We start from the raw sequence: 23,180 nt of genomic DNA, 5'->3' as shown, positions 1-23,180 counted from the left end.
AAACCAAGTTGGCCCGGTCGTAGTTTTGGGCCGAATACCTTTTTCTCCCTTTCTATGTCCTTTCCTATTTCTTTCCGCACCGCTGCCGCCGGTTTTGGCCTGGCGCTAGCCTTGGGTGCCTGCCAGTCCAATTCGAAGCCGGATGATGCGCGGCAAGGTGTACCGGAACCGGATGCCAGCGGCTTACCCGCCGGGCTGAAGCCCGGTACCTGGCGCGGGGTGCTTACCGCCCAGGGCCAGGAAATTCCGTTTCTGTTCGATGTAAGCACCGCCGACAACGGCCAGAAGCCCACTGTGACCCTACGCAACGGCGAGGAGCGCCTCAAGCTCGACGAAATTACCACCGCCGGCGACTCGACTACCATTCGCCTGGGCGTGTTTGACGCTGCGCTAGTAGTGCGGGCCAATGGGGAAGGCAAGCTGAAAGGCACCTGGGTGAAGTACGACGGCAAGGAGCCGTATCGGGTGCCTTTTGCGGCCAGTCGTGCAGCAGCTTCGGAAAGTGACCTTTTTCGCAGTGACTTTAAAGATCTTACCGTTTATGGTGACTTGCTAAAAGGCGCAACTTTTCGCGTCGAGTTTAAAGGCGATGATGGGGAAACCTATCCGGCTGTAGGATTTATTCAGCAGGATACAACCAATGGATCAGCTGTAAAAGGCACCTTCCTGACCACCACCGGCGACTACCGTTATTTGGCTGGCAATATTGTGCAGAAGGAAGTTAATGGGCAGATCAGCGAGCATATCATGCTTTCAACCTTCGACGGCAGCCACGGCTTTCTGTTCGACGGCAAGCTGGCCAAGCCCGGCAATATCAACAGCATCAGCGGCCATTTCTACTCCGGCAAATCGGGCCACGAAACCTGGACGGCCGTGCTAGACCCCAACGCCAAGCTGCCCGACGCCAACACCCTGACCGGCATGAAGCCCGGGCAGAAAAAGCTCGACTTCAAGTTTCCCAGCATCTACGAGGGCGGCAGCATCTCCCCACCGACCCCAAGTACAAGGGCAAGGTAGTGGTGCTGCAAGTGCTAGGCTCGTGGTGCCCCAACTGCATGGACGAAACCAACTTCTTGGCTCCCTGGTACGAAAAGAATAAGGGCCGCGGGGTGGAAATCATTGGCCTGGGCTACGAGCGTACCCCCGACCAAACCCTGGCTTCGCAGAAGCTGCTTAAGATGAAGCAGCGCATGAATGTGGGCTACGACCTGGCCGTGGCCGGCGTGGCCAGCAAGGACTCGGCCAGCAAATCCTTGCCCCAGCTGGCCGGGGTATTGGCCTTCCCCACCACCATTTTCCTGGATAAGAAAGGCGAGGTGCGCAAGGTCCACACCGGCTTCTCGGGCCCCGGCACTGGCAAGTACTACCAGCAGGAAATTGCCGACTTCAACAAGACCATCGACATGCTGCTAAAGGAGTAGCGCGAAGGTGCTGAGGTCCTAATATAGAACCCACGTCATTGCGAGGACGCAGGACGAAGCAATCCGTCCTCTACTAGTGACAAATGTCCTTATACCAGAAAGCCCCTTCCTACACGCCGTAGGAAGGGGCTTTTCACTTTAGAAGGCTCAGCACATTTCAGAGGACGGATTGCTTCGCGTTGCTCGCTATGACTCATCTTTTTCTACTGCTGCTACCGGAGCCGCAGCCTCACTTGAAAATCTCCTTTGGGCCGCAGCGTAATCAGGGGCTGGGTCAGGATAACCGGCTGATTGGGTTCCAGCTCCACCTCGAAGTGGCGCAGCAGCTCCAGGGTTACGAGCTGCATTTCGGTCAGGGCAAACTGCATCCCGATGCACAGGCGCGGCCCGCCGCCGAAAGGCAGATAAGCACCGGGCACCAGCGGCGTTTGGCCCGGGGCAAACCGCTGGGGTTGGAATTCAGTGGGCTGCTGCCAATGCCGGGGCGCATGGTGTAGGCCGTAGATATAGAGCGAAAACAGCGTGCCTTTCGGGATGCGCAGTCCTTGATACTCGTCGTCGGCCAGGGCCACGCGGTCCACCATCCAGGCCGGCGGGTAGAGGCGCATGGCTTCCTGCACGGCCTGCAGGGCCCGGCCCAGGCGGGGCAGTTCCTCGAAGGCGAAAGTAGCCGACGCCTGCCCGGCTCCGCGGGAGGCCAGCACGGCGGCGGTTTCGGCCCGAATGGCTTCGGCTTCAGCGGGGTGCTGGCCCAGCAGGTAGAGCAGCCAGGTCAGGGCGTTGGCGCTGGTTTCGTGGCCGGCAATGAGCAGAATCAGGGCCTCGTCTAGCAGCTGCTCGTCGGTCATGGGCAGGCCGGTGTCCTCGTAGCGCACGTCGAGCAGCATCTGGAGCAGGTCGTCGGGCGGGGTAGTAGCCGCAGGCAGGTCGTTTTCCCGGCGACGGGCGGCAATGTGGCGACTTAGCAACGTGCGCAGCTCCTGAGTGAGTTGGTCGTGGTAGCGAAACCGGCCTCGCAGCCGAAACCACGGATTCAGGTAGGGCTGGCGGATGGTGCGCACGTAGAACGCCTGAATTTCGGTAATCAGGCGGGCTACCCGGTCCAGCTCGGCCCCGGAAAAGTTGGTACTGAACACCGAGCGGGCAATGATGCGGAAGGTCAGCTGGGTCATCAGCTCATGGGCCGGCACGCCCACCACGCCCCGTTGGCCGCCGCCTGCTGGCGCAGCGGGGCCAGGGTTTCAGCTATGATTTGCTGCATCAGTTCCGTGAGGCCCGCCACGCGCTGCCGGTGAAAGCCGGGCTGAATCAGGCGGCGCTGCCGCAGCCAGTCGGCGCCCTCGTTGGTGAGCAGGCCGTGGCCGATGTAGCGGGAAAAGCCTTGCGTAAACTTGGACTTGCTGTAGTTGCGGTGGTTTTTCTGCAGAATGTGGTTGATCAGGCCCGGGTCCTGGGTCAGGATAGAGGGCTGCACCCCGCCAATGTAAAGCCGCACGGTGTCGCCGAACCGGCGCAGGGCCTGGTCCAGAATGGGCAGCGGGTCTTTGGCCAGGGCAAAAGAGCGCAGAATGGATTGCCAGCGCGGCATCTGGGGCAGGCGCGGGGCAGTAGCAGCGGGAGCAGTAGGTTCAGCCATAAGTCATGAGCAAACACCGGGCAACGACCAAAAGTAACCGCCGGGCGGGGTCTGGCGCATGGCGGGCGCTATCTTTTTTGCCGACGACCTCGTAAGCTGGCTAGGGCTCAGCCCCACTCCTACTCTCTTCCGACTCTTTCCAAACCAAACCCCTTACCTTATGTGGATTCAGCAAAAAGCCAATTCTCCTGCCCCCGTCGATGAACTGCAGGGCCGCACCGTCGGACTCAAATTCGAGTGCAACCAGTGCCAGACGGAAGTATTTACTGACCTGATTGGCGTGCCGGCCCCCGACCATCTGGCCAACTCCACCGAAGACGACGGTCAGTTCGAGACAGAGGAAATCAAGTGCCCCGGCTGCGACATGACCCACGAAATCACCGTAAAAAGCACCTTCGACGGCGTGATGTTCGACGTGTCGGACGTGAAGCCCGAAAGCGTAGCCTATCAGGTGAAAAGCTAATTATGAATGCGCTGACGTGCTAATGCTCGTCTTGTCATTGCGAGGAGGTACGACGAAGCTAGTCACGTCCTTTTATCAGAAAGCCTCTTACTACCGCGGTAGTAAGAGGCTTTTTGCATCATAATACTCTGCACATTTCAGAGGACGGATTGCTTCGCAAGCTCGCAATGACACGAGGAGCATTAGCATATTTCCCCCATATCAGCCCTTTACTTTTCCCGCTCAATGGTGTAGTTGATCAGCTGCTCGAGTGAGGTGCGGGAAGGCGACTCGGGGAAGCTGTGCAGGATGCTTAGGGCTTCGTCGCGGTAGCGCTTCATGACGGTAATGGCGTAGTCGAGGCCGCCGGATTTTTTCACGAAGTCGATGACGGCCTGCACCCGGTCGCGGCGGCCTTCGTTGTTTTTCACGTTGAAAATAACCCGGCGCTTGGTCAGCCAGTCGGCCTGCTGCAGGGCGTAAATCAGCGGCAGGGTCATCTTTTTCTCCTTGATGTCGATGCCCACGGGCTTGCCGATTTCGTCGGTGCCAAAGTCGAACAGGTCGTCTTTGATCTGAAAGGCCATGCCTACTTTTTCGCCAAAGAGCCGGGCCCGCTCCACCGTTTCCTTGTCGGAGCCAGCCGAGGCAGCCCCCACGGCGCAGCAGGAGGCAATAAGGGAAGCTGTTTTCTGGCGGATAATGTCGAAGTAGATGTCCTCGGTGATATCGAGGCGGCGGGCTTTCTCAATCTGCAGCAATTCGCCTTCGCTGAGCTCCCGCACGGCGTTGTTGACGATTTTGAGCAGGTTGAAATCGTCGTTTTCCAGGGCCAGGGCCATGCCGCGCGACAACAGGTAGTCGCCCACGAGTACCGCAATCTTGTTTTTCCAGAGGGCATTGATGGAGAAGAAACCCCGGCGGTAGTTGCTTTCATCCACCACGTCGTCGTGCACCAGGGTGGCCGTGTGCAGGAGCTCAATCAGGGCCGCGCCACGGAAAGTAGCTTCGGGCAGCGGGTCGCCGCCGCTGATTTTGGCCGTGAAGAACACGAACATCGGCCGGATCTGCTTGCCCTTGCGCTTGACAATGTAGCCCATGATTTTGTCGAGCAGCAGCACATTGGTTTGCATGGAAGCGCGGAATTTGCGTTCAAATTCCTCCATTTCGGCCGCAATGGGGGCCTGTATGACATCCAGGGTACTTTTCATGCAAGGGCTTGAGCAACTCAAAGCGGCTGAGAAACCGCCGTAGCAGCTCAAAGCGCTGCAATGATACGGGGCCGCACGGCGGTTTCCTAACCAATAGCTATGCTGAAGAGTTTTTGCCAACTGCTTTGCCCGGCTGGCCGGTAGCGCGAACTTCTGCGCCAACTGCTACCTTGCCGCCAAACCCCTTCGCCATGCCGACCTCCGCTCCTATTCTCGTCGAGTTTCTGCTTTCCTCGCCCCATCACGAGCGGCCGTTTGCCGCCGATGCCCGTTTCCGGCCCGATGGGCACCCCAAGCCGGTGGTGGTCTTCGTGCACGGCTTCAAGGGCTTCAAAGACTGGGGCCACTTTAACGTGCTGGCCGACTACTTTGCCGCCCACGGCTTCGTGTTTGTGAAGCTGAACTTGTCGCACAACGGCGTGGTGCCCGGCGGCACCGGCGACCTAGAAGACCTGGAGGCATTTGGCCGCAACAACTTCAGCCTGGAGCTGGGCGACCTGGGCTGCCTGCTCGACTACCTCACCGGCCCGGCCTCGGTGCTGCCCGCCGCCGAAGCGGACCTAAGCCGCATCTATTTGGTGGGCCACAGCCGCGGGGTGGCCTCGTACTGCTGAAAGCTGCCGAAGATGCCCGTGTGAAGGCCGTAGTCGGCTGGGCGCCCATCAGCAGCGTAAACCCGCGCTGGCCCGAAGCCGTGATGCAGCAGTGGAAGCAAGACGGGGTGCAGTTCATTGAAAATGCCCGGACCAAGCAGCGCATGCCGCTTTACTACCAGCTCGTGGAAGATTTCGAAGCCAACCAGCCCCGCCTGGACATTCCCGGCAACGTGCGCGACAAGCTGCGCCAGCCCCTGCTAATTGTGCACGGCGACCAGGACGAAACCCTGCCCGTGCAGATGGCCCACGACCTGAAAAGCTACAAGCCCGACGCCGAGCTAATCATTGTGCCCGGCGCGGGCCACATGTTCGGCGGCAAACACCCCTGGGACGAGAATCAACTGCCAGAGCTAGCTCAGCACGTTGCGGATAAGACCATCGAGTTTTTTCGCGCTCACCAATGAGTACAGCCTACCTACTGCTGGGCAGCAACTTAGGTGACCGGAAGGCTACTTTAGCGGCGGCTGTTGTCCGGCTTGGCAGTTGGGCTGGGAAGGTCACGGCGCAGTCGGGCCTCTATGAAACCGCCGCATGGGGCCTAGAAGAACAACCCGCCTTCCTGAATCAGGCGGTGGAGCTGCACACCGACCTTTCGCCGCTCGATTTGCTGGCCGCTTGTCAGCAGGTCGAGCAGCAGGCTGGCCGGGAGCGGCTCGTGCGTTGGGGAGCCCGCACCCTCGACGTGGACATTCTGCTGTATGATGACCTGATTGTGGAGCTAGCTGAGCTACAAGTGCCCCACCCCCGCCTGCCCGAACGACGTTTTGCTCTGGTCCCACTGGCCGAAATTGCGGCGGAAGTAGTTCATCCGGGGTTCGGCAAGACGGTAACGCAACTCTTGGCAGATTGCCAGGATGAGTTGACCGTGAACAGGATTAACTACTGATTTTTAATTCATACTCTGCTTTGTTCGACTTATTACTGAGTCGATTTGCTACTATTTAAGGATGTACCTAATTCAAATAGCGTGGCTTTTTGGCATCTAAATTCCCTTTACTCTTCTAGCTTACTGCTGTGGAGAACCGACGCGGCTGCATTTCGGGTCATGAAGTATGACGAGCCGGTCGACGTCTTGACGAACTATGACTATGTGCTATTCGACACGAAGTACCTGCCAGTGCTTGGTACCCTAGCCGGGCAGGTTGATAGTAACCCCGTAACGGTGGTCGATACGGTAAGAAAGCAAACCTGGGACAACTATGTAGAAGTTAGTATTCATGTTCCAGTGGACATGCAGACTATCTATGAGGCGCCGGCGGAAGGCCTAGGCATCTACTTGTTCAACCACAGGCACGTCTTCGTTTCAGAAGCTTTAAAGCAGGAATTTGAGAAAATAGATAATCAACGCTTAGCTTTCAGTTTAGGGCTATCCATGTTTGGCTAAGGACCGCAAACAGGGATAGCACCTGCGTGCCAGCACACACTGAACAACTATAGATCTATACGAAAACGGCCTGCTATGAATTAGCAGGCCGTTTTTGTATAGCTAAAGCAGTACTTACACTGCAGCCGAACTGCCAGCCGCTTCCGGGGCAATCTTCTTCACCAAGCCCAGCAATACTTTGCCCGGACCGCACTCCACAAATTCGGTGGCGCCGTCGGCTACCATGCGCTGCACGCTCTGGGTCCACCGCACCGGGGCCGTGAGCTGGCGCACCAGGTTTTGGCGGATTTCGTCTGGGTCGCGGTGCGGGGCGGCATCCACGTTCTGGTACACGGCACAGATACCGGCCGAGAACTGCGTCCGCTCGATGGCCTGTGCCAGCGCCGCTTCCGCCGACTGCATCAGGGGCGAATGGAAGGCGCCGCCTACGGGCAGTGGCAGGGCCCGCTTGGCGCCGGCGGCCTTCAGCTGCTCACAGGCCAGCTCGATACCCCGCTGGGAGCCGGAAATGACCAATTGACCGGGGCAGTTGAAGTTGGCGGCCACCACGACGTTGCCGGCCTCAGTAATTTCCTGGCAAATACGCACCGTCGTCTCGTCGTCGAGGCCGAGAATGGCAGCCATAGTACCGGGCTGCTCCTGACAAGCGGCCTGCATAGCCTGCGCGCGCTGGGCTACCAGCTGCAGAGCATCTTCAAACTTGAGCACCTTGGCCGCTACCAGAGCCGAAAACTCGCCCAGAGAATGACCGGCTACCATATCCGGGCGCAGGTCGGGCAGTACCGTGGCCAGGGCTACCGAATGCAGGAAAATGGCAGGCTGGGTCACGTTGGTTTGGCGCAGGTCTTCATCCGAGCCGGTGAACATGACGTCGGTGAGGCTGAAGCCCAGAATTTCGTTGGCCTGGTCCATCAGCTGGCGGGCGGCGGGCTGCTGCTCGTACAGGTCGCGGCCCATACCGGTGAACTGGCTGCCCTGACCGGGGAAAATAACTGCTTTCATACAAAGGAAGTGAAGGCGGGAATGAGGTAGTAAGGAAAGTTTGGGGTGATTGGGCCGGCAAGATACAGGAATAAAAAAACCCGCTTCCAAGCCTGGAAGCGGGTTTCTCCGTGAAGTTACCTAGGCTAGTGGGTTATTTCCACCCAGCCTTTGTAGGTAATCTTAGTCGAGTTGGCATCGGCAAACTCGACCTCGGCCAAGTAGTAGTACACACCATCGGGTACCTGTACGCCTTTGCCCCGCTCACCCGACGTGGCATTGCCCGTCCAGTTGATATTGGGGTCACCGTCGCCCTCAAATACCTTGACACCCCAACGGTTGAAGGCCTGGAACCGCACTTTGCGCAGCGGCGAGGCTACCCGCGGCCGGAAAGTGTCGTTGATACCGTCCCCGTTCGGAGTGAAGATGTTGGGCAACTCGAAGATGATACAGTTATCGACACAAACCTCCGCGCTGAGTGCACTACGACGGCCACCCAGCACACCTACAGCCTGCACTTTGTAGCACGCAGCCTGCTCGCTAAGCCCGCGGTGGGAATACGACCGTACGGGGCTGCTGGTAGAGTCAATCAGCGTGAAGTCGGTATCTGTTGTGCGCCGGTAGAAGATGCGGTAGTACGCAATGTCCGTGCTGCAGCCTTCCGGGTCCTTTGGATTCAACTCCCAGGTTAGCTGGTTGGTGTAAGTTTCCCCAGGCGCCGGGAAATAGCCGGGCCGGTTCAGCACTTTTGTTTTCAGCTGCTCACAGTCGCTCTGCACCGTTACGACGGGCGGGCATGGCGTTGGAACCAGCAGCACGGTCAGCCGCTGACTCAGGTTCAACAGGGGGTCCGGAAGATTGGGGTCGTTATACGTACCGTTGGTGCGCACGTAATACGAGTAGGTCTCCCCAGGCCGCAACGGAAATTGTGGTTTGTCGCCGCGGTCAATGTAGGTTGTATCCCGCTGCACCGAATCAAGGCGCACAAAGTCGGCACTGCCCGGGTTGCGGCGGTAGATAACCGTGTAGCGGCCCGGCTCCGTGTTTTTCCACGGCACCTTGAAGGACCAGTTTAGCCGTACCTGGTTAGCACTCTCGTTTGGCACTCCGCTCAACCGAACCGTACTAGCCGGCCCGGATCTTTCAACTACCGGATTCGTTGGGTTTGCTAAATCCTTCTGGAAAAACTCCAGCCGGTAAGTAAACGCGTTTTCCAGCGTGTTGCGGCCCCGATCAACAAACACCGTGTCTTTCAAGTCCGAGCTCGTCTTAACAACTTCGGACTGTTGCTGCGTGGCGTTGCGACCAGTGCCACGGTATAGGGTATAGCCAAAGGGAGCCTGGAAGCTACCGGAAGTTTTGGGCTGGGTCCAACGTACTGTTACCTGCCCGGCGGTGCGGTCGGTGATGTCAACGGTGGCATGAGTCAGCACGGCTGGGCGGCCCTGGAGCGTCACGCAGGTTTCCAGTGATGCCAAGCTGGCGCCACCGGCTGGCAAGGGGAACTCCGCGTAGATCCGGTAGCAGTAAGTCCGGCCTCTTTGCAACTGAGAAGTCGCGCCGTTATCAAGATAGGCCTGCAACGAAACGTCGGTCAGCTCGGCAATCTTTACGAACCCTGAGGAAGCCGGAATTCCGGTCTGGCAAGTATCGGTCGGGAAGTTGGAAGGACCTTCCTTGCGGTAAATCAGCAGCTTACTAGCATTCTGACAGGCGTACCGGTCCCAGGTCAGCAAGACGTTATTAATATTCTGCTGTGCCCGCACGTTTTCGGGTCGGGGCCCGACGACTCTAATGCGCAGCACCTTCTCGTCAATAAGCGGGGTTTCGCCAGGCTTGGGCTTATCAGTGGCTTTAAACACCACCAAGTATGGCTGGCTGGATACGTCGCCGCATTCGGGAGTCCAGCGGAAAATACCCTGGGCAATGGGGTTAGGCCCTAAGTTGCTCTGGGAAAATGTAGCGGGGGCTACCCGCCGACCAATCAAACCACTGTAGGCTTCAATAACCACGGGGTCATTGTCGGGGTCGGTAGCAGTTATCTTTTTACGCAATTGCACCCCGGCCACCACGCAGATATCTGCCGGGATATTAACGGTGGGCCGCTTGTTGTTTGTGGGCTGCACCTGAATCTGCATGTCCCGGATAACGTAACCCATCTCCCGAACGCCAAACTCAGTACGCCGCCATTCCCGCACAATTACCGCCACGTTGAAGTCACCCAAGCGGTTGGGCGAGTTCCAGACAAGCTGGCCATCATTGAGGCCGATTCGGAAAATCGCGCCCGAACCGGTAGGCTCGTTTAAATAAGGGACTCTGACGCCGGGGGCAGAAACCTGGTTTGGAAAGACAAAGCCCGTGGTAATTTTATCAATGGGCGTGTTATTGTTGCTGATAGAGTTGTCGATAGAGCCAGCCTGGTAGCTTTCCCGAATCTCATAGGTCAGCGAGTCGCCGTCGGCATCCGAGGCAGCGGGGTTGTGCAGAAATACTTGCTGGAAGCTAGCTTTATCAATAGCCGGGGCATTGAGCACCGGGGAGCGGTTAATGCCCAGGGCGGGGTCAATGGTAATGCGCGTGGCGATGAAGAACGTTTGCTGGTCCGACTCGCTCATATTCTGCACCCCGGTTTTCCGGTTCTCCCCGATATAGCTTACGGTGTAGCTGCGGTCGGCATTATAGGTGTGCTCGAAATAGTAGACGTTCCGGTACGTATCCTCGGTCACCTGAACCCGGCTGAATCGCGGTACCCCGTTTTTGCCGCTACTGGTCCCGTCCCCGAAGAAGATGGTAACCGCGGGCTCGTCTACTTTCGTGGAGCCGAAGTCGGTGTAAGTCACCATCTTAAAGAAGATGCGACGCGGATTGTTGCGCTTATCCCCGAAAGGATAGGTGGTATCACTTTTTGCCTGAATATCACCAGCCCGAATGTGGGATGCCTGGGCCGTGGAGTGCAGCCCAAACAGGCTTAGCACACTGGCCATCAGCACTAGTACCCACTTACCGGCACTCCGCGGTAAAGAAAGGTTCATAGAATGAAACGATTAGTAAGCTGAGATAAAAAAGAAGGTCGAGAAAAGCTTGCTAGAATCCTAACAAAAAACAGGTTACCTGGGTTGCTTCTCTGGTGAGAATCTCTAACGGGTTTAGTCCAAGATTGATTCACCACCCCAGTTAACGCTAATTCGGATTGTTTAGTACATGGTCGGCATGTACCTTTGACCGATACAACCGACCGTTTCAAAACCACCAGTAACTCCTATGAGTTGGATCAGTAAAACGTTTTCCAGTAGCATCGGCCGCAAGATTATCATGTCTATTACCGGCCTGTTTCTGTGCTCTTTTTTGGTTGTTCACCTCATCGGCAACCTGCAGTTGTTCAAGGATGATGGTGGGCAGGCTTTCAATGTCTACTCACACTTCATGGGTACCAACCCGCTGATTCGCACCGTCGAATGGGTACTGGTACTGGGCTTTGGCTTCCACATCTACGAGTCCATTGTGCTGACCCAGCGCAACAAGACGGCCCGGGGTGCCAACTACGTCAGCAACCACGCTGAGCAGAACAGTCCCTGGCAGTCGCGCAACATGGGTTTGCTGGGCACCATCATCCTGATTTTCCTGTTAGTACACTTGTACAACTTCTTCTACCGGGCGCGCTTCGGCGAGCTGGACCCGGATATCAACAACAACGACGACCTCTACACGCTGGTGGCTACTTCCTTCAAGCAGCTCTGGTATGTAATTCTGTACGTTGCAGCCCAGATTGCCCTGGGTTACCACCTGATTCACGGCTTCCGCAGTGCCTTCCAGACTCTGGGTCTGAACCACCGCAAATACACGCCGGCCATTAAGTTCGTGGGCTATGCCTTTTCGGTCATCGTGTCGGCCGGTTTCGCTGCCATGCCCCTGTACTTCTACTTTTTCAAATAAATCCTAACCTCGACCATTCCGATGATTCTGGATTCCAAAATTCCCGAGGGGCCAATAGCCGAGAAGTGGGAAAAGCACAAGTTCAATGTGAAGCTCGTCAACCCCGCTAACAAGCGGAAGTACGACATCATCGTAGTAGGCACCGGCTTGGCCGGAGCTTCCGCCGCGGCCTCGCTGGCGGAACTGGGCTACAACGTGAAAGCCTTCACGTTCCACGACTCCCCCGCCGCGCCCACTCCATTGCGGCGCAGGGTGGTATTAATGCTGCTAAAAACTACCAGAACGACGGTGACTCCATCTACCGCCTGTTTTACGACACCGTAAAGGGTGGCGACTACCGGGCCCGCGAAGCCAACGTATACCGCTTGGCTCAGGTGTCAGTTAATATTATTGACCAGTGCGTAGCCCAGGGCGTGCCCTTTGCCCGTGAGTACGGCGGACTGCTGGCCAACCGCTCCTTCGGTGGTGCCCAGGTAAGCCGCACATTCTACGCTCGCGGCCAGACCGGACAGCAGTTGCTGCTGGGTGCCTACTCGGCCCTGAGCCGGCAGGTGGCTTACGGCAAAGTAAAGCTCTACACCCGTTCCGAAATGCTGGACGTGGTAATCGTTGACGGCAAGGCCCGCGGTATCATTACCCGTAACCTGATTGACGGCAAGATTGAGCAGCACTCGGCTCACGCAGTAGTACTGGCAACGGGTGGCTACGGCAACGTATTCTACCTGAGCACCAACGCCAAGTATTCCAACGCTACGGCTGCCTGGCGCGCCCACAAGAAGGGTGCACTGTTTGCTAACCCCTGCTTCACCCAAATTCACCCTACTTGCATCCCGGTTTCGGGCGACTACCAGTCGAAGCTGACGCTGATGTCGGAGTCGCTGCGTAACGACGGCCGCGTGTGGGTACCCAAGGAAAAGGCCACGGCCGAGCGCCTGCGCAAAGGCGAGATTCGCGTGAGCGACATTGCCGAAGAGGACCGCGACTACTTCCTGGAGCGCAAATACCCCGCTTTCGGTAACCTTGTGCCTCGTGACGTGGCCTCGCGTAACGCTAAACAGATGTGCGACGAAGGTCGTGGCGTGGGCAGCAGCGGCCTGGCCGTGTTCCTGGACTTTGCCGACATCATCAAGCGTACCGGCGTCGACTCTGTAAGCCAGAAGTATGGCAACCTGTTCGACATGTACGCCAAGATTACCGGCGAGAACCCCTACGAGCAGCCGATGCGCATCTACCCGGCCGTTCACTACACTATGGGTGGCCTCTGGGTTGACTATAACCTGCAAACCAACGTGCCCGGTTTGTACGCTACCGGCGAGTGTAACTTCTCTGACCACGGCGCTAACCGTCTCGGTGCTTCGGCCCTGATGCAGGGCTTGGCCGATGGCTACTTTGTAATCCCTTATACCATTGGCGATTACCTGGCCCAGACGCCTCCCACTCCCGTTACGACCCAGCACCCCGCTTTTGCCGAGGCTGAAGCCGAGGTACGGGCTCGTATCCAGAAGCTGCTGAGCATTAACGGTACCCGCACGCCCGACGACTTCCACAAGCAGTTGGGTCACATTATGTGGGAGTACTGCGGCATGGCCCGCAACGCCAAAGGTCTGGCCTTTGCCAAGCAGGAAATCCAGAAGCTGCGCAAGGAGTTCTGGAGCGACCTGAAGCTGGTTGGTACCAGCGACGAGCTAAACCAGGCTCTGGAGAAAGCCGGCCGCGTGGCTGACTTCCTCGAGCTAGGCGAGCTGATGGTGGACGATGCTTTCCACCGCAATGAAAGCTGCGGCGGCCACTTCCGCGAGGAGTATGCCACCGAAGAAGGCGAAGCCAAGCGCGACGACGACAACTTCGCCTACGTAGCCGCCTGGCAGTACACGGGTGACAACCAGCCGGAAGTCCTAATTAAGGAAGACCTGCAGTTCGAAAACGTGAAGCTGACCCAGCGCAGCTACAAGTAGTGAGTACGGGGTTTGGGGCGGCACTTGCCCGCTCCAAACGTTGTTTTCCTATTCTCACTACCCAGTACCCACTACTCAATACTCTTGAAATACCATGGCTGGAAGTAACCCAAATGCCAAACCAATGAATCTCACGCTGAAGGTGTGGCGGCAGAAAAACCGCAATGCCCAAGGCCAAATTGTGGATTACCAGGTAAAGGACATTTCGCCCGAGATGTCGTTCCTGGAAATGCTGGACGTACTCAACGAAGACCTGCTGCGCCGCGGCGACGAACCCGTTGCCTTCGACCACGACTGCCGCGAAGGCATTTGCGGCTCGTGCAACCTGTTCATCAACGGCCGGGCCCACGGTCCCGAAGCTGGTACTACAACCTGCCAGTTGCACATGCGCAAGTTCTCTGATGGCGACACTATTACCATCGAGCCCTGGCGCGCTAGTGCTTTCCCCGTTAACAAGGACCTGAGCGTGGACCGCTCGGCTTTCGACCGGATTATTCAGGCTGGTGGCTACGTGAGCGTAAACACCGGTGGTGTGCCCGACGGCAACGAAATTCCGATTCCGAAGGACATTGCTGACCGTGCTTTCGAAGCGGCTACTTGCATCGCCTGTGGAGCCTGCGTGGCGGCCTGTAAGAATGCCTCGGCTATGCTGTTCGTATCGGCTAAGGTGTCGCAGCTGGCACTGCTGCCCCAGGGCCAGGTAGAGCGCAAAACCCGCGTGGAAAACATGGTAGCCCAGATGGACAAAGAAGGCTTTGGTGCCTGCTCCAACATCGGCTCCTGCGCCGCTGAGTGCCCCGTAGGCATTTCGCTAGAGAATATTGCCATTCTGAACCGCGAGTTCCTGAACGCCAAGGCTACGTCGAACAACCTGTCGTAAGTAGTCGGCTTTTCAGCTACAAAAGAGCGAAACGAGTCCTCGTTTCGCTCTTTTGTTTTTACTACCCACCATTTTCTGGGGTAATGGAGCAACATTCTGCGGTAGTTGAGGCTTACTGCACTAGCTTAGCCGTCTGACGGTCCTTTTGCCCGCCTTCTTCCCTCCTATCCGCTGCATGATTACTATTATTGCCGGCACCAACCGACCGGCCTCCCGCGCCCGCCGCATTGCCAACATCTACGCTGCTCTGCTCGAGGAAATGGGCGCTGATTACCAGATTCTGGACTTGGCCGACTTACCCGGTGACTTCACTATTTCGGCCTTGTATGATAATACGGGTAAGCACGAGGCCTTCAACAAACTCGTGCGGCAGGCAGAATCGGCTGATAAGCTGGTGTTCATCGTACCGGAATACAACTGCTCGATTCCCGGCGTACTGAAGTCGTTTATCGACGGGCTGCCCTACCCCGGCGGTATCCGGGGGAAAAAAGCGGCGCTGGTGGGCTTAAGCGCCGGGACCCAGGGCGGACTACTGGCCTTGAGTCACCTGACCGATATTCTGATGTACCTTGGGACCCTGGTATTACCGTCCCGGGTGCGCTTGCCCAGCCTCGACCAATACCTGCTTAGCAACGGGGAACTGGATAATTCGCTTTACCTGCAGCTGTTGAAAGACCAAGCCGAGCAGTTGGTGGCGTCGTAGAACACTTGCGTGGGCCGGCCAAACCAATTTTTAGTTTGCCGCGTGTATATTTGGCCTTCCTCCTGGTACCTACTCTGACCTGTGGCACGTACGCTGGCTTATCTTCTAACCACCCTGATTCTGTTCCAGACGTTTAGTCGGGAGCTGGTGGTATTGGATTACCAGCTGCATAAGGAACGTATAACGGAGCTGTTCTGCGTCAATAAAGACAAGCCCAAGCTGCAGTGTAACGGCAAATGCCACTTGGCCAAAAAGCTCCGCAAGGCCAATTCTTCCGACAGCAAAACGCCCGCGGGCGGCTTTGCGAAAGTGAAGTACGACGCGGTAATGCCCGTGCGGGCCGTGCTTACGGCCCCGACGGCCTTGCGTGTGGCTCCGGCCCGGTTTGGCCGCGCTATTAGTGCGCCGTATTGCTTTACGCCGGTGCACAGCATTTTTCATCCCCCGTCTTTTCAGGCTTAATTCCGACTGGTTCCGGCTGCTTTAGGTGCGGCCGGGCAGCCTTGCCATTTCTCAGTCCGAGGAGGGCTGGTGCTGCGCGTTTGGTTTTACCCCTGATTTTTTCGAAGATGAAATTTCTCCAGCTTTTCCTTACCCTTTCCGTTTTGTCCTTTTCCTTCAGCAACTGCAAAAAAGATGCGGCTGCCGAACCTCAGGTGGGTAAGCTCGCCATTGAAATGGACCATGTGGTGGGCAATAGCAGCTTAGTACTCAATGCTGCCACTCCCAATTACACGACCCCGAGCGGCGACCGTTTTTCGGTAAGCACCCTACGTTACTACATTTCCAACATTCGCCTGCGTAAGGAAGACGGCTCGGAGTATATTCAGCCCGAGAGCTATTATCTGGTGGATGCCACGCGCCCCGACTCGAAGGTACTGACCCTGGAAAATGTGCCGACGGGTGACTACACGGGTATCACCTTTACCATTGGCGTAGACGCGGCCCGGAATACTGCTGGCGCTCAGAAGGGCGCCCTGGCACCGAGCGACATGTTCTGGAGCTGGAACACCGGCTATATTTTCCTGAAGCTGGAAGGCAAGTCGCCGGAGGCTGATAATGGGGCTTTTACGTACCATATCGGCGGATTTGAGGGTGCCAATAACGCCATCCGGACCGTTTCCCCAGCTTTTCCAACGGGCACCACGCTGCTGATCCGGACCGACCACGCTCCCGAAATGCACATGAAGGTAGACGTGATGAAAATCCTGACCGGCCCCACCGAGGTGCGCTTTGCCACGTTTAGCACGGCCCACATGCCGGGAGCCTCGGCCGTAAAGCTGGCCAACAATTATGCAGCCGGCATGTTCCGCGTCGACCACATCCACGCCAACTAAGGCATCCGATGAGACAACGCATCCCGACGGTGCTGCTGGCCCTGGGGCTGGCGGCACTGCTTGCGGCGGGCTGTCAGTCCGAGGCAGAGGTGGCCCCCGAAACGGTACCGGGCAGCGTATTGCCGGCTAATTTTCCCGCGCCCGTGTACGACTTAAACCAGAATCCGCCCACCAAGCAAGGGTTTGAGCTGGGCCGTACCCTGTTTTACGACCCCCGCCTTTCCCGCGACGGTACCATCTCCTGCGGCAGCTGCCATCAGCAGTTCGCGGCCTTCTCCCACGCCGGCCACGGCCTTAGCCACGGCATCGATGAGCTGCTGGGTACGCGCAATGCCCCGGCCCTGCAGAACCTACGCTGGCAGCGCAACTTCCTCTGGGATGGCGGCTCGAACCACCTTGAAACCATGCCCATAGCGCCGCTGACCGATGCTGTGGAAATGGATGAGACCCTGGAAAACGTAGTCCGTAAGCTCAACGCCGATGCTTCGTACGCGCAACGCTTTGCCGTTGTATTCAATACCAAGCCTATCGACTCTTACCAGCTGCTCAAAGCCTTGGCGCAATTTACAGCGGCCCTAACTTCGGCTAATTCGCGCTACGACCACTACGCGCGCCACGAAAGCGGCGGCACGATGTCGGCCGGGGAACTGCGGGGGCTGCGGCTGCTGACCCAGAAGTGCACGCCCTGTCACGGCACTGAGTTGTTTACCGACAACTCCTACCGCAACAACGGGCTGGACCGGGCCTTTGCTGCCGACTCGGGTCGGGCCCGCATCACCCAGCTGCCCGCCGACCGGGGCAAGTTCAAGGTGCCGTCTTTGCGCAACGTGGCGCGCACGGCTCCTTATATGCACGACGGGCGCTTCCAGACCCTGGAGCAGGTGCTCGACCATTACGACCATGGCGTGCAGCCCTCGGCCACCATCGACCCGCAGCTGCAAACCGGCACCACCTTGGGCATCCCGCTGAGCAGCCAGGAAAAAACGGACCTGCTGGCTTTTCTGCAAACCCTGACGGACGAGCAGTTTCTGACCGACAAGCGGCTGTCGGAAAAACCCTAACGCTCGAGCTGCAGCTTTCTAGCCTCAGCTCTACGCCTCACCATTCGCTATTCATGAAACAGATATATCTAACTCTGGCTCTACTGGGCCTAATGAGTTCGGCGGCCCGCGCCTGCGATATTTGCGGCTGCTTTATGGGCATCACGCCTTATGACAACCAGAGCGGCGTTTCGCTGATGCACCGCTACCGGATTTTTAATGGGTACCAGGCGCTAGGGCAGCGCCACGCGTTTTTTCCCGCCGGGGTCCAGCCGTTTGTGCCCAGCCAGCCCAACCACGACAACGGCTACGAGCACAGCCACCAAGGCGACGCCACCGATTATGAAGCCTACCGGGTACTAGAGCTGCGGGGCAAGTATTTTCTGGCCCAGCGCCTGGAAATTAACGCCTTTGTGCCCTACGTCATGAACACGTCCCAGAGTAACGGCCGGCAGCTCAACACGGCCGGGCTGGGCGACGCCACCGTTTTTGCCGGCTACCACCTGATCCGGGCCATCGAAACGGCGGGCGTCCAGAGCCGGCTTATCGTGGGCGGGGGGGCCAAGCTACCCACCGGCGACTACCGCCGCACCAATCCGCGGGGCAGCGCTACTCCATGCTCAACCAGCCCGGTACCGGCACCACCGACGGCTTTGTGTATCTGAACTACATCGGCAGCTTTCATAACGTGGGCCTGAGTTTGAACACCAGTTACCGCCGCTCCACCCGCAACAGCTTCCAGAATAGCCTGGCACCCAGCACTGCTAGCTTTGCCAACCTGTTTTACCGGTTTGCCCTGGGCTCGAAGTGGCAGGTTTACCCATCGGCTCAGCTCTACTACGAAAAGACCAAGGGCGAAACGCTGGACGGGCAGCTTACCCACGAACACGCCATGAACGACGCTTTGCTGGGTCCCGGCCTCGATATTTACTATCAGAACTTTTCGCTGAACACCAGCGCCCAGTTCCCGGTTTTCACGGCCACCACCGACCACCCCGCCAGTGCCGGCCGCTTGGTAGTGGCTTTGGGCTACAGCTTCAAGCAAACCAAATACCTGCTCAAAAGTCGGCCCCCGGGCGCTTAGCGCAGGTCGCGCAGACGCCGGCCCTGGTCCCGGGCCCACAGTCCGTGCTTGCTCTGTCCTACCATCTGGGCCCCGTAAATGCCACGGTGCCCAGAAAAAAGGTAGCTCACCACGCAGGCCAGCCCGATGTAGATTCCGCCCTGCTGCCCAAATAATTCCAAACCCATCATAATGCACGCCAGGGGAGTATTAGCAGCGCCGGCAAACACGGCCACGAAGCCCATGCCCGCTAGTAAGGGCATGGGCAAAGGCAGCACCGGGAACAAAGCGTTGCCCAAAGCTGCCCCGATGAAAAACAGGGGCGTGACTTCCCCGCCCTTAAAGCCAGCACCCAGCGTCAGGGCCGTCAGCAGCAGCTTCAGGACAAAGGCATAGCTCGGCAGCGGCTCAGCAAAGGCCCGCACGATGACTGGCACTCCTAGTCCTATATAATCTGTAGTGCCCAGGGCCCAAACCAGCAGCGCCACCACGGCTCCCCCCAGCACGGGCCGCAGCGGCTCAAACGCCAGCCACCGTTTACAGAAGCCACTGACCAGATGCGTAGCGCCCACAAACAGCCGGGCCGTAAGTCCGAAGACCAGGCCGGCCCCGGCCGCGCTGCCTAATTCCAGCAACGATAGGTGCTCAGGCGTAGGCAGCTGTGGGTAGGCCGTATGACCCACGCCCCAGGCCCGGGTCACCCAGTCGGCACAGGCGGCAGCCAGGAAGCTGGGCAGAATGGCATCATAGCGCAGCCGGCCCAGCAGAAACACCTCCAGGCCGAAAACCGCGCCGGCCAGCGGCGTGCCAAACACCGAGGCAAAACCGGCGCTGATACCGGCAATGAGCAGCAATGTTCGGTCGCGGGGGCGCAGGCGGAACCAGCGCGTGAGTTGGTCGGCCAATGCCCCGCCCATTTGCACCGCGGTACCTTCGCGCCCGGCCGAGCCGCCAAACAAATGGGTTAGCAGGGTACCCAGCAATACCAGCGGAGCCATGCGCAAAGGCAGCACGGCGCGGGGCGCGTGAATTTCATCCAGCAGCAGGTTGTTGCCCGCTTCCACCGACCGGCCCCAATAGTAGTAGAGCAACCCCACCAGCAAGCCCCCACCGGCAGTCCGGCAATTATCCAGGGATGCGCTTCCCGCCAGGCTGTTACCCAGTCCAGGGCCACCAGAAAACCCGCTGACGCCGTACCAGCCAGAATCCCAATGGCCGCACTAATGAGCAACCAGCGTCCGGTGAACCACAGCAGCACGCGGTACTCTGCCCAGAGGCGGGTCAACATCCGAAAGGGCATGCGGCAAACATCGAAGTGAGTGAAACGAGGCGAAGGTACATAAAGCCCCTGCAGCCCACTTGGTATAGGTACCTCAGCCGGTAATTTACCTGCCCGAAACCATTCCAAGAGCCTCAGGTGTTACGCTAGAAATCAATATCTTGGACTTTTCCTCAACGCTACTGTACCTCGGGTGTTAACTTCTACTCGCTTACGCTGCTGGCTGCTGGCCATGAGCGTCTTTATAGGTGTGCTAACGGCCTGTAATAAGCCGGAAACGGAGGTCGAAGGCGAAGGGCCGGTAGTGACTACGCCCTACCAGCTGGTATTGCCGAAAGGGTTTCCCCAGGACGTCAAAATTCCGGCCTCGAATCCGCTTACGGAAGAAGGCGTGGCCCTGGGCCGGATGCTGTTTTACGAACCCAAACTCTCGCGCAACAACACAATGTCGTGCGGGAGCTGCCACCAGCAGAGCAAGGCCTTTACGGATGGCCGGGCGCTGGCATTGGGGTGGACGGGCCACCCATACCCGCGGGGCCATGTCGCTAGCCAATATCCTCTGGGAGCCGGCGCTCAACTGGGATGGAGCCGCCACCAGCCTGGAGACGCAGGCCCTGACGCCTATCGAAAATCCTGTGGAGCTGCACCAGAGTCTGGCGGTCGGCGTCAGCAAGCTGCAACAAACCGAGCTTTATCCTCCGCTGTTTCGCAATGCGTTTGGTTCGCGCACTATCACCGAGGAAAACGTGCTGAAGGCGTTGGCTCAATTCGAGCGGACTCTGATTTCGGCTAATTCCAAGTACGACAAGTATCTGCGGAACGAAACGGAATTGAACAGCCAGGAAATTGCCGGCAAAGTTCTGTTTTCCAACCACCCCGACCCCACCATTCCCGTGGCCGGAGCCGATTGTATGCACTGCCACAACGAAGGCAACCGGCTGTTCTCATCCACTGACTACACCCGCGGTGCCGCCGCCAGCTTCTTCAACAACGGTCTGGATTCTCAGCCCAAGGATGCGGGCCGGTTTATCATAACTGGCCAGGAGTCGGACCGGGGTAAGATGCGGGCCCCCACCCTGCGCAATATTGCCCTGACGGCCCCGTACATGCACGACGGACGCTTCAAGACGCTAGAGCAGGTCCTGGACCACTACAGCGACCATGTGGCCAAGGACAGCCCCAACCTGGATTTGAACCTGCTCACGGCCACCAACAAGCGCAACGGCACCCAGCTCAGCCTGAGTGCCACCCAGAAAAAGCAGGTCATTGCCTTTCTGCTAACGCTCACCGACTCCACTTTTATTCAGGATAAGCGTTTCTCGGACCCCTTTAAGCCATGATTTCAGCTCTGGAGTTTATAGTAGCCGCAGCTTGCGGCTAACCAGCTGATGCAGAGCAGCATTTCTTTCTTATAAGGGCTCCTTTTCCTGAACTTCCTCACGGCCAAACCGTATTAGCGCCGGGTACTGCCTGCAGTATCAGTATTGCCACGCCGGCAATTCATTCTCTTCCAACCCATGAAAAGCAAATTGCTTATTGCGCTGCTGGCCCTTTGTTCGGCCTGTACAGCTTCATCCCCCACGGCCTCCCGGACTCTGTCACCCGACCGGGAATCGGCGGACCCCACGCATGCTTCCGCCCCCGACTCCTCTACGACGGCAATAGCAGCCGAGTAGCCGGCACTGAATTACGAACTATACGTCAACAAAAAAGCCCCTCTGGAATACCGGAGGGCTTTTTTGTTGGTGGCAGCAGATCTGCTTAGTCCACGTTGTCGTGCAGGAAACGGTTGTCGCCCAGCAGCTCGTTATCATCCGACAGGTTGAAGCGGGAGATATTTCGCTCATTCGAAGGCACCACGTTTTCCAGCTTCACCTGCCGACGCAGATACGCCGGAGTTTCGAGCTGATCCTTGATGGCATCGTTAGTCAGGCCATTGCTCAAGCCTTCCAGGCGCCGACGACGCTCTTCGGCCCGGGCATCCAATGACGGCCGAACTGGCTGTTGCACCGGGACCGGCTGATGAATGACCACGGGCTCGGGAGCCGGGGTAGAAGGCGCCGCAACCGGTGGCACATAGCCCGTATAGGGCGAAGTTTCCAGGTCGAAGGTCACCTTGGGTGGCTCTGGTACGGCAGCCGCTACGGGAGCCGGGGCACTAAAGGAAGGCACAAGCGGTGCGCTGGGCGCTTCCTGCCGGTCCCGGTCGAAGATGTTGATCTGCGGATCGGGTATGGGAGCTGACACCGGCTCCGGCTTTTCCACGGCGTAGCCGGTGGTAATGTTGTGCGCCTCGCGGGCAAAACCAGTGGCAATAACCGTCACGCGGATGCTCTGGCCCAGCGTCGAGTCGATGCCGTGACCAAAGATAACCTCGGCGTCCTGTCCGGCTTTGTGCTGAATGTACTCCGTAATTTCGGTCAGCTCATCCATTTCCAGCTCGGCTTGGTCACCCGACATGATGCTGAGCAGGATTTTCTGCGCTCCGTGAATATCGGTGTTGTTGAGCAGCGGCGAAGCCAGGGCCTCCTCTGCGGCCCGTTGGGCGCGGTTCTCGCCCTCGGTGATGCTGCTACCCATTACGGCGGCGCCCGAGTCCTTCATCACCGTTTTCACGTCTTCAAAGTCCACGTTGACTTCGCTCGTTACGGTAATGATTTCGGCAATCGACTTGGCAGCCGTACTCAGCACGTTATCGGCCTTGGCGAAAGCAGAGCGGATGGGCAGGTTGCCGAAGATTTCGCGCAGCTTATCGTTAAGAATCACCAGAACCGTGTCGCAGTTGTCGCTGAGCTCCTTGATGCCCTGCTCGGCCTGCTGACGCTTTTTCTTGCCCTCAAAGAGGAAAGGTGCCGTCACTATCCCGACAGTCAGGATGCCCAGTTCCTTGGCCACTTTGGCAATAACCGGAGCCGCGCCGGTGCCCGTACCACCACCCATACCGGCCGTGATAAACACCATCTTGGTTCCGTTGCTGAGCAGCTCCCGGATTTGCTCCCGGCTCTCAATAGCCGCCTGCTTGCCCCGCTCGGGGTTGGCGCCGGCTCCTAGGCCCTCGGTCAGGTCCACACCGATCTGCAGCTTATTGGGAACGGTGCTGCTGTGCAGCGCCTGTTTGTCGGTGTTGCAAATCACAAATTCCACGTCCTTAATGCCTTGGCTGAACATGTGGTTCACGGCATTGGAACCGCCCCACCGACACCAATCACCTTGATGATGGAGTTGGATTGCGCTGGAATATCAAATTTATACATGAGTG

Annotated in this window: 21 protein-coding genes and 3 pseudogenes; 17 read left to right on the top strand and 7 right to left on the bottom strand. The window is 58.1% G+C overall.

Annotation, left to right across the window (positions count from 1 at the left end; all coding sequences use genetic code 11):
* Positions 1-54: 54 nt before the first annotated feature.
* Together MUN79_RS13470 and MUN79_RS13465 are read left to right on the top strand one after the other, a co-directional pair.
* Entirely contained in the window at positions 55-1,017 is a 963-nt protein-coding gene (locus MUN79_RS13470) for a hypothetical protein (protein ID WP_244678120.1), read from the top strand.
* Positions 1,017-1,421 carry a TlpA disulfide reductase family protein gene (locus MUN79_RS13465; RefSeq protein ID WP_244678119.1) on the top strand — a complete coding sequence of 135 codons (405 nt, stop codon included), beginning with the start codon at positions 1,017-1,019 and terminating at the stop codon, positions 1,419-1,421. Before MUN79_RS13470 ends, MUN79_RS13465 begins: the two co-directional genes overlap by 1 nt.
* 212 nt (positions 1,422-1,633) lie before the next feature.
* Here the strand turns inward: MUN79_RS13465 and MUN79_RS13460 are convergent, their stop codons facing one another.
* A complete protein-coding gene (locus tag MUN79_RS13460; RefSeq protein WP_262923035.1) occupies positions 1,634-2,620 on the bottom strand; it encodes a cytochrome P450 in 987 nt (328 codons plus the stop codon).
* Complete coding sequence (locus MUN79_RS30050; RefSeq protein WP_262923034.1) at positions 2,593-3,057, bottom strand: cytochrome P450; 465 nt, start codon at positions 3,055-3,057, stop codon at positions 2,593-2,595. Before MUN79_RS30050 ends, MUN79_RS13460 begins: the two co-directional genes overlap by 28 nt.
* A 160-nt stretch (positions 3,058-3,217) precedes the next feature.
* On the opposite strand from MUN79_RS30050, the gene MUN79_RS13455 reads away from it, so the two are divergent.
* Positions 3,218-3,520 carry a hypothetical protein gene (locus MUN79_RS13455; protein ID WP_244678118.1) on the top strand — a complete coding sequence of 101 codons (303 nt, stop codon included), beginning with the start codon at positions 3,218-3,220 and terminating at the stop codon, positions 3,518-3,520.
* 209 nt (positions 3,521-3,729) lie between these two features.
* Here the strand turns inward: MUN79_RS13455 and MUN79_RS13450 are convergent, their stop codons facing one another.
* Complete coding sequence (locus MUN79_RS13450) at positions 3,730-4,710, bottom strand: polyprenyl synthetase family protein (protein WP_244678117.1); 981 nt, start codon at positions 4,708-4,710, stop codon at positions 3,730-3,732.
* A 191-nt stretch (positions 4,711-4,901) separates the two neighbouring features.
* On the opposite strand from MUN79_RS13450, the gene MUN79_RS13445 reads away from it, so the two are divergent.
* The 4 genes from MUN79_RS13445 (at position 4,902) to MUN79_RS13430 (ending at position 6,750) form a co-directional block, all read left to right on the top strand.
* Positions 4,902-5,324, top strand: a complete 423-nt coding sequence (locus MUN79_RS13445) for an alpha/beta hydrolase family protein (protein WP_244678116.1) — start codon at positions 4,902-4,904, stop codon at positions 5,322-5,324.
* A 20-nt stretch (positions 5,325-5,344) separates the two neighbouring features.
* Positions 5,345-5,770, top strand: coding sequence for an alpha/beta hydrolase family protein (locus MUN79_RS13440; RefSeq protein WP_244678115.1), 426 nt, complete (start codon positions 5,345-5,347; stop codon positions 5,768-5,770).
* Positions 5,767-6,252 carry a 2-amino-4-hydroxy-6-hydroxymethyldihydropteridine diphosphokinase gene (gene folK, locus MUN79_RS13435; protein WP_244678114.1) on the top strand — a complete coding sequence of 162 codons (486 nt, stop codon included), beginning with the start codon at positions 5,767-5,769 and terminating at the stop codon, positions 6,250-6,252. Before MUN79_RS13440 ends, folK begins: the two co-directional genes overlap by 4 nt.
* Positions 6,253-6,411: 159 nt before the next feature.
* The gene (locus MUN79_RS13430) at positions 6,412-6,750 is read left to right on the top strand and encodes a hypothetical protein (protein ID WP_244678113.1); all 339 of its coding nucleotides are present in this window, start codon (positions 6,412-6,414) and stop codon (positions 6,748-6,750) included.
* 114 nt (positions 6,751-6,864) lie between these two features.
* Here the strand turns inward: MUN79_RS13430 and fabD are convergent, their stop codons facing one another.
* Entirely contained in the window at positions 6,865-7,752 is an 888-nt protein-coding gene (gene fabD, locus MUN79_RS13425) for an ACP S-malonyltransferase (protein ID WP_244678112.1), read from the bottom strand.
* Between the two features lie 125 nt (positions 7,753-7,877).
* On the bottom strand, positions 7,878-10,763 hold the full coding sequence (locus MUN79_RS13420; protein ID WP_244678111.1) for a T9SS type B sorting domain-containing protein: 2,886 nt from the start codon (positions 10,761-10,763) through the stop codon (positions 7,878-7,880).
* Positions 10,764-10,992: 229 nt separating this feature from the next.
* Between MUN79_RS13420 and MUN79_RS13415 the strand changes: the two genes are divergently transcribed.
* The 9 genes and pseudogenes from MUN79_RS13415 (at position 10,993) to MUN79_RS13375 (ending at position 18,663) form a co-directional block, all read left to right on the top strand.
* Positions 10,993-11,664: a succinate dehydrogenase cytochrome b subunit gene (locus tag MUN79_RS13415; RefSeq protein ID WP_244678110.1), complete on the top strand. Its 672-nt coding sequence runs from the start codon at positions 10,993-10,995 to the stop codon at positions 11,662-11,664.
* Positions 11,665-11,685: 21 nt separating this feature from the next.
* Positions 11,686-13,619, top strand: a pseudogene (locus tag MUN79_RS13410) (fumarate reductase/succinate dehydrogenase flavoprotein subunit).
* Between the two features lie 124 nt (positions 13,620-13,743).
* Positions 13,744-14,499, top strand: coding sequence for a succinate dehydrogenase/fumarate reductase iron-sulfur subunit (locus tag MUN79_RS13405; RefSeq protein WP_244678109.1), 756 nt, complete (start codon positions 13,744-13,746; stop codon positions 14,497-14,499).
* 175 nt (positions 14,500-14,674) lie between these two features.
* Positions 14,675-15,202 (top strand): NADPH-dependent FMN reductase, encoded by a 528-nt coding sequence (locus MUN79_RS13400; protein ID WP_244678108.1) that lies wholly within the window; start codon positions 14,675-14,677, stop codon positions 15,200-15,202.
* 81 nt (positions 15,203-15,283) lie between these two features.
* The gene (locus MUN79_RS13395) at positions 15,284-15,664 is read left to right on the top strand and encodes a hypothetical protein (RefSeq protein ID WP_244678107.1); all 381 of its coding nucleotides are present in this window, start codon (positions 15,284-15,286) and stop codon (positions 15,662-15,664) included.
* A 143-nt stretch (positions 15,665-15,807) separates the two neighbouring features.
* Complete coding sequence (locus tag MUN79_RS13390; RefSeq protein WP_244678106.1) at positions 15,808-16,539, top strand: MbnP family protein; 732 nt, start codon at positions 15,808-15,810, stop codon at positions 16,537-16,539.
* A gap of 8 nt (positions 16,540-16,547) precedes the next feature.
* A complete protein-coding gene (locus MUN79_RS13385) occupies positions 16,548-17,600 on the top strand; it encodes a cytochrome-c peroxidase (protein WP_244678105.1) in 1,053 nt (350 codons plus the stop codon).
* 53 nt (positions 17,601-17,653) lie between these two features.
* A complete protein-coding gene (locus MUN79_RS13380) occupies positions 17,654-18,244 on the top strand; it encodes a transporter (protein WP_244678104.1) in 591 nt (196 codons plus the stop codon).
* The gene (locus MUN79_RS13375) at positions 18,196-18,663 is read left to right on the top strand and encodes a hypothetical protein (RefSeq protein WP_244678103.1); all 468 of its coding nucleotides are present in this window, start codon (positions 18,196-18,198) and stop codon (positions 18,661-18,663) included. Before MUN79_RS13380 ends, MUN79_RS13375 begins: the two co-directional genes overlap by 49 nt.
* On the opposite strand, the gene MUN79_RS13370 is transcribed toward MUN79_RS13375, so the two are convergent.
* Entirely contained in the window at positions 18,660-19,739 is a 1,080-nt protein-coding gene (locus tag MUN79_RS13370; RefSeq protein WP_244678330.1) for a chloride channel protein, read from the bottom strand. The two genes, MUN79_RS13375 and MUN79_RS13370, sit on opposite strands and share 4 nt — an antisense overlap.
* A 414-nt stretch (positions 19,740-20,153) precedes the next feature.
* On the opposite strand from MUN79_RS13370, the pseudogene MUN79_RS13365 reads away from it, so the two are divergent.
* Positions 20,154-21,261: pseudogene (locus tag MUN79_RS13365) on the top strand (cytochrome-c peroxidase).
* Between the two features lie 421 nt (positions 21,262-21,682).
* Here the strand turns inward: MUN79_RS13365 and ftsZ are convergent.
* Positions 21,683-23,175: pseudogene (gene ftsZ / locus MUN79_RS13360) on the bottom strand (cell division protein FtsZ).
* Positions 23,176-23,180 lie beyond the last annotated feature (5 nt).

The sequence above is a fragment of the Hymenobacter cellulosilyticus genome (genome assembly GCF_022919215.1).
Lineage (GTDB): Bacteria > Bacteroidota > Bacteroidia > Cytophagales > Hymenobacteraceae > Hymenobacter > Hymenobacter cellulosilyticus.
This window is presented reverse-complemented; position numbering and strand designations above follow the sequence as displayed.

Coding starts and splice junctions, on each gene's coding strand:
- MUN79_RS13450 (WP_244678117.1), bottom strand. CDS start 4,710: ATGAAAAGTACCCTGGATGTCATACAGGCCCCCATTGCGGCCGAAATG.
- fabD (WP_244678112.1), bottom strand. CDS start 7,752: ATGAAAGCAGTTATTTTCCCCGGTCAGGGCAGCCAGTTCACCGGTATG.
- MUN79_RS13375 (WP_244678103.1), top strand. CDS start 18,196: ATGCTCAACCAGCCCGGTACCGGCACCACCGACGGCTTTGTGTATCTG.
- MUN79_RS13420 (WP_244678111.1), bottom strand. CDS start 10,763: ATGAACCTTTCTTTACCGCGGAGTGCCGGTAAGTGGGTACTAGTGCTG.
- MUN79_RS13445 (WP_244678116.1), top strand. CDS start 4,902: ATGCCGACCTCCGCTCCTATTCTCGTCGAGTTTCTGCTTTCCTCGCCC.
- MUN79_RS13405 (WP_244678109.1), top strand. CDS start 13,744: ATGAATCTCACGCTGAAGGTGTGGCGGCAGAAAAACCGCAATGCCCAA.
- MUN79_RS13385 (WP_244678105.1), top strand. CDS start 16,548: ATGAGACAACGCATCCCGACGGTGCTGCTGGCCCTGGGGCTGGCGGCA.
- MUN79_RS13470 (WP_244678120.1), top strand. CDS start 55: ATGTCCTTTCCTATTTCTTTCCGCACCGCTGCCGCCGGTTTTGGCCTG.
- MUN79_RS30050 (WP_262923034.1), bottom strand. CDS start 3,057: ATGGCTGAACCTACTGCTCCCGCTGCTACTGCCCCGCGCCTGCCCCAG.
- MUN79_RS13400 (WP_244678108.1), top strand. CDS start 14,675: ATGATTACTATTATTGCCGGCACCAACCGACCGGCCTCCCGCGCCCGC.
- MUN79_RS13455 (WP_244678118.1), top strand. CDS start 3,218: ATGTGGATTCAGCAAAAAGCCAATTCTCCTGCCCCCGTCGATGAACTG.
- MUN79_RS13415 (WP_244678110.1), top strand. CDS start 10,993: ATGAGTTGGATCAGTAAAACGTTTTCCAGTAGCATCGGCCGCAAGATT.
- folK (WP_244678114.1), top strand. CDS start 5,767: ATGAGTACAGCCTACCTACTGCTGGGCAGCAACTTAGGTGACCGGAAG.
- MUN79_RS13430 (WP_244678113.1), top strand. CDS start 6,412: ATGAAGTATGACGAGCCGGTCGACGTCTTGACGAACTATGACTATGTG.
- MUN79_RS13380 (WP_244678104.1), top strand. CDS start 17,654: ATGAAACAGATATATCTAACTCTGGCTCTACTGGGCCTAATGAGTTCG.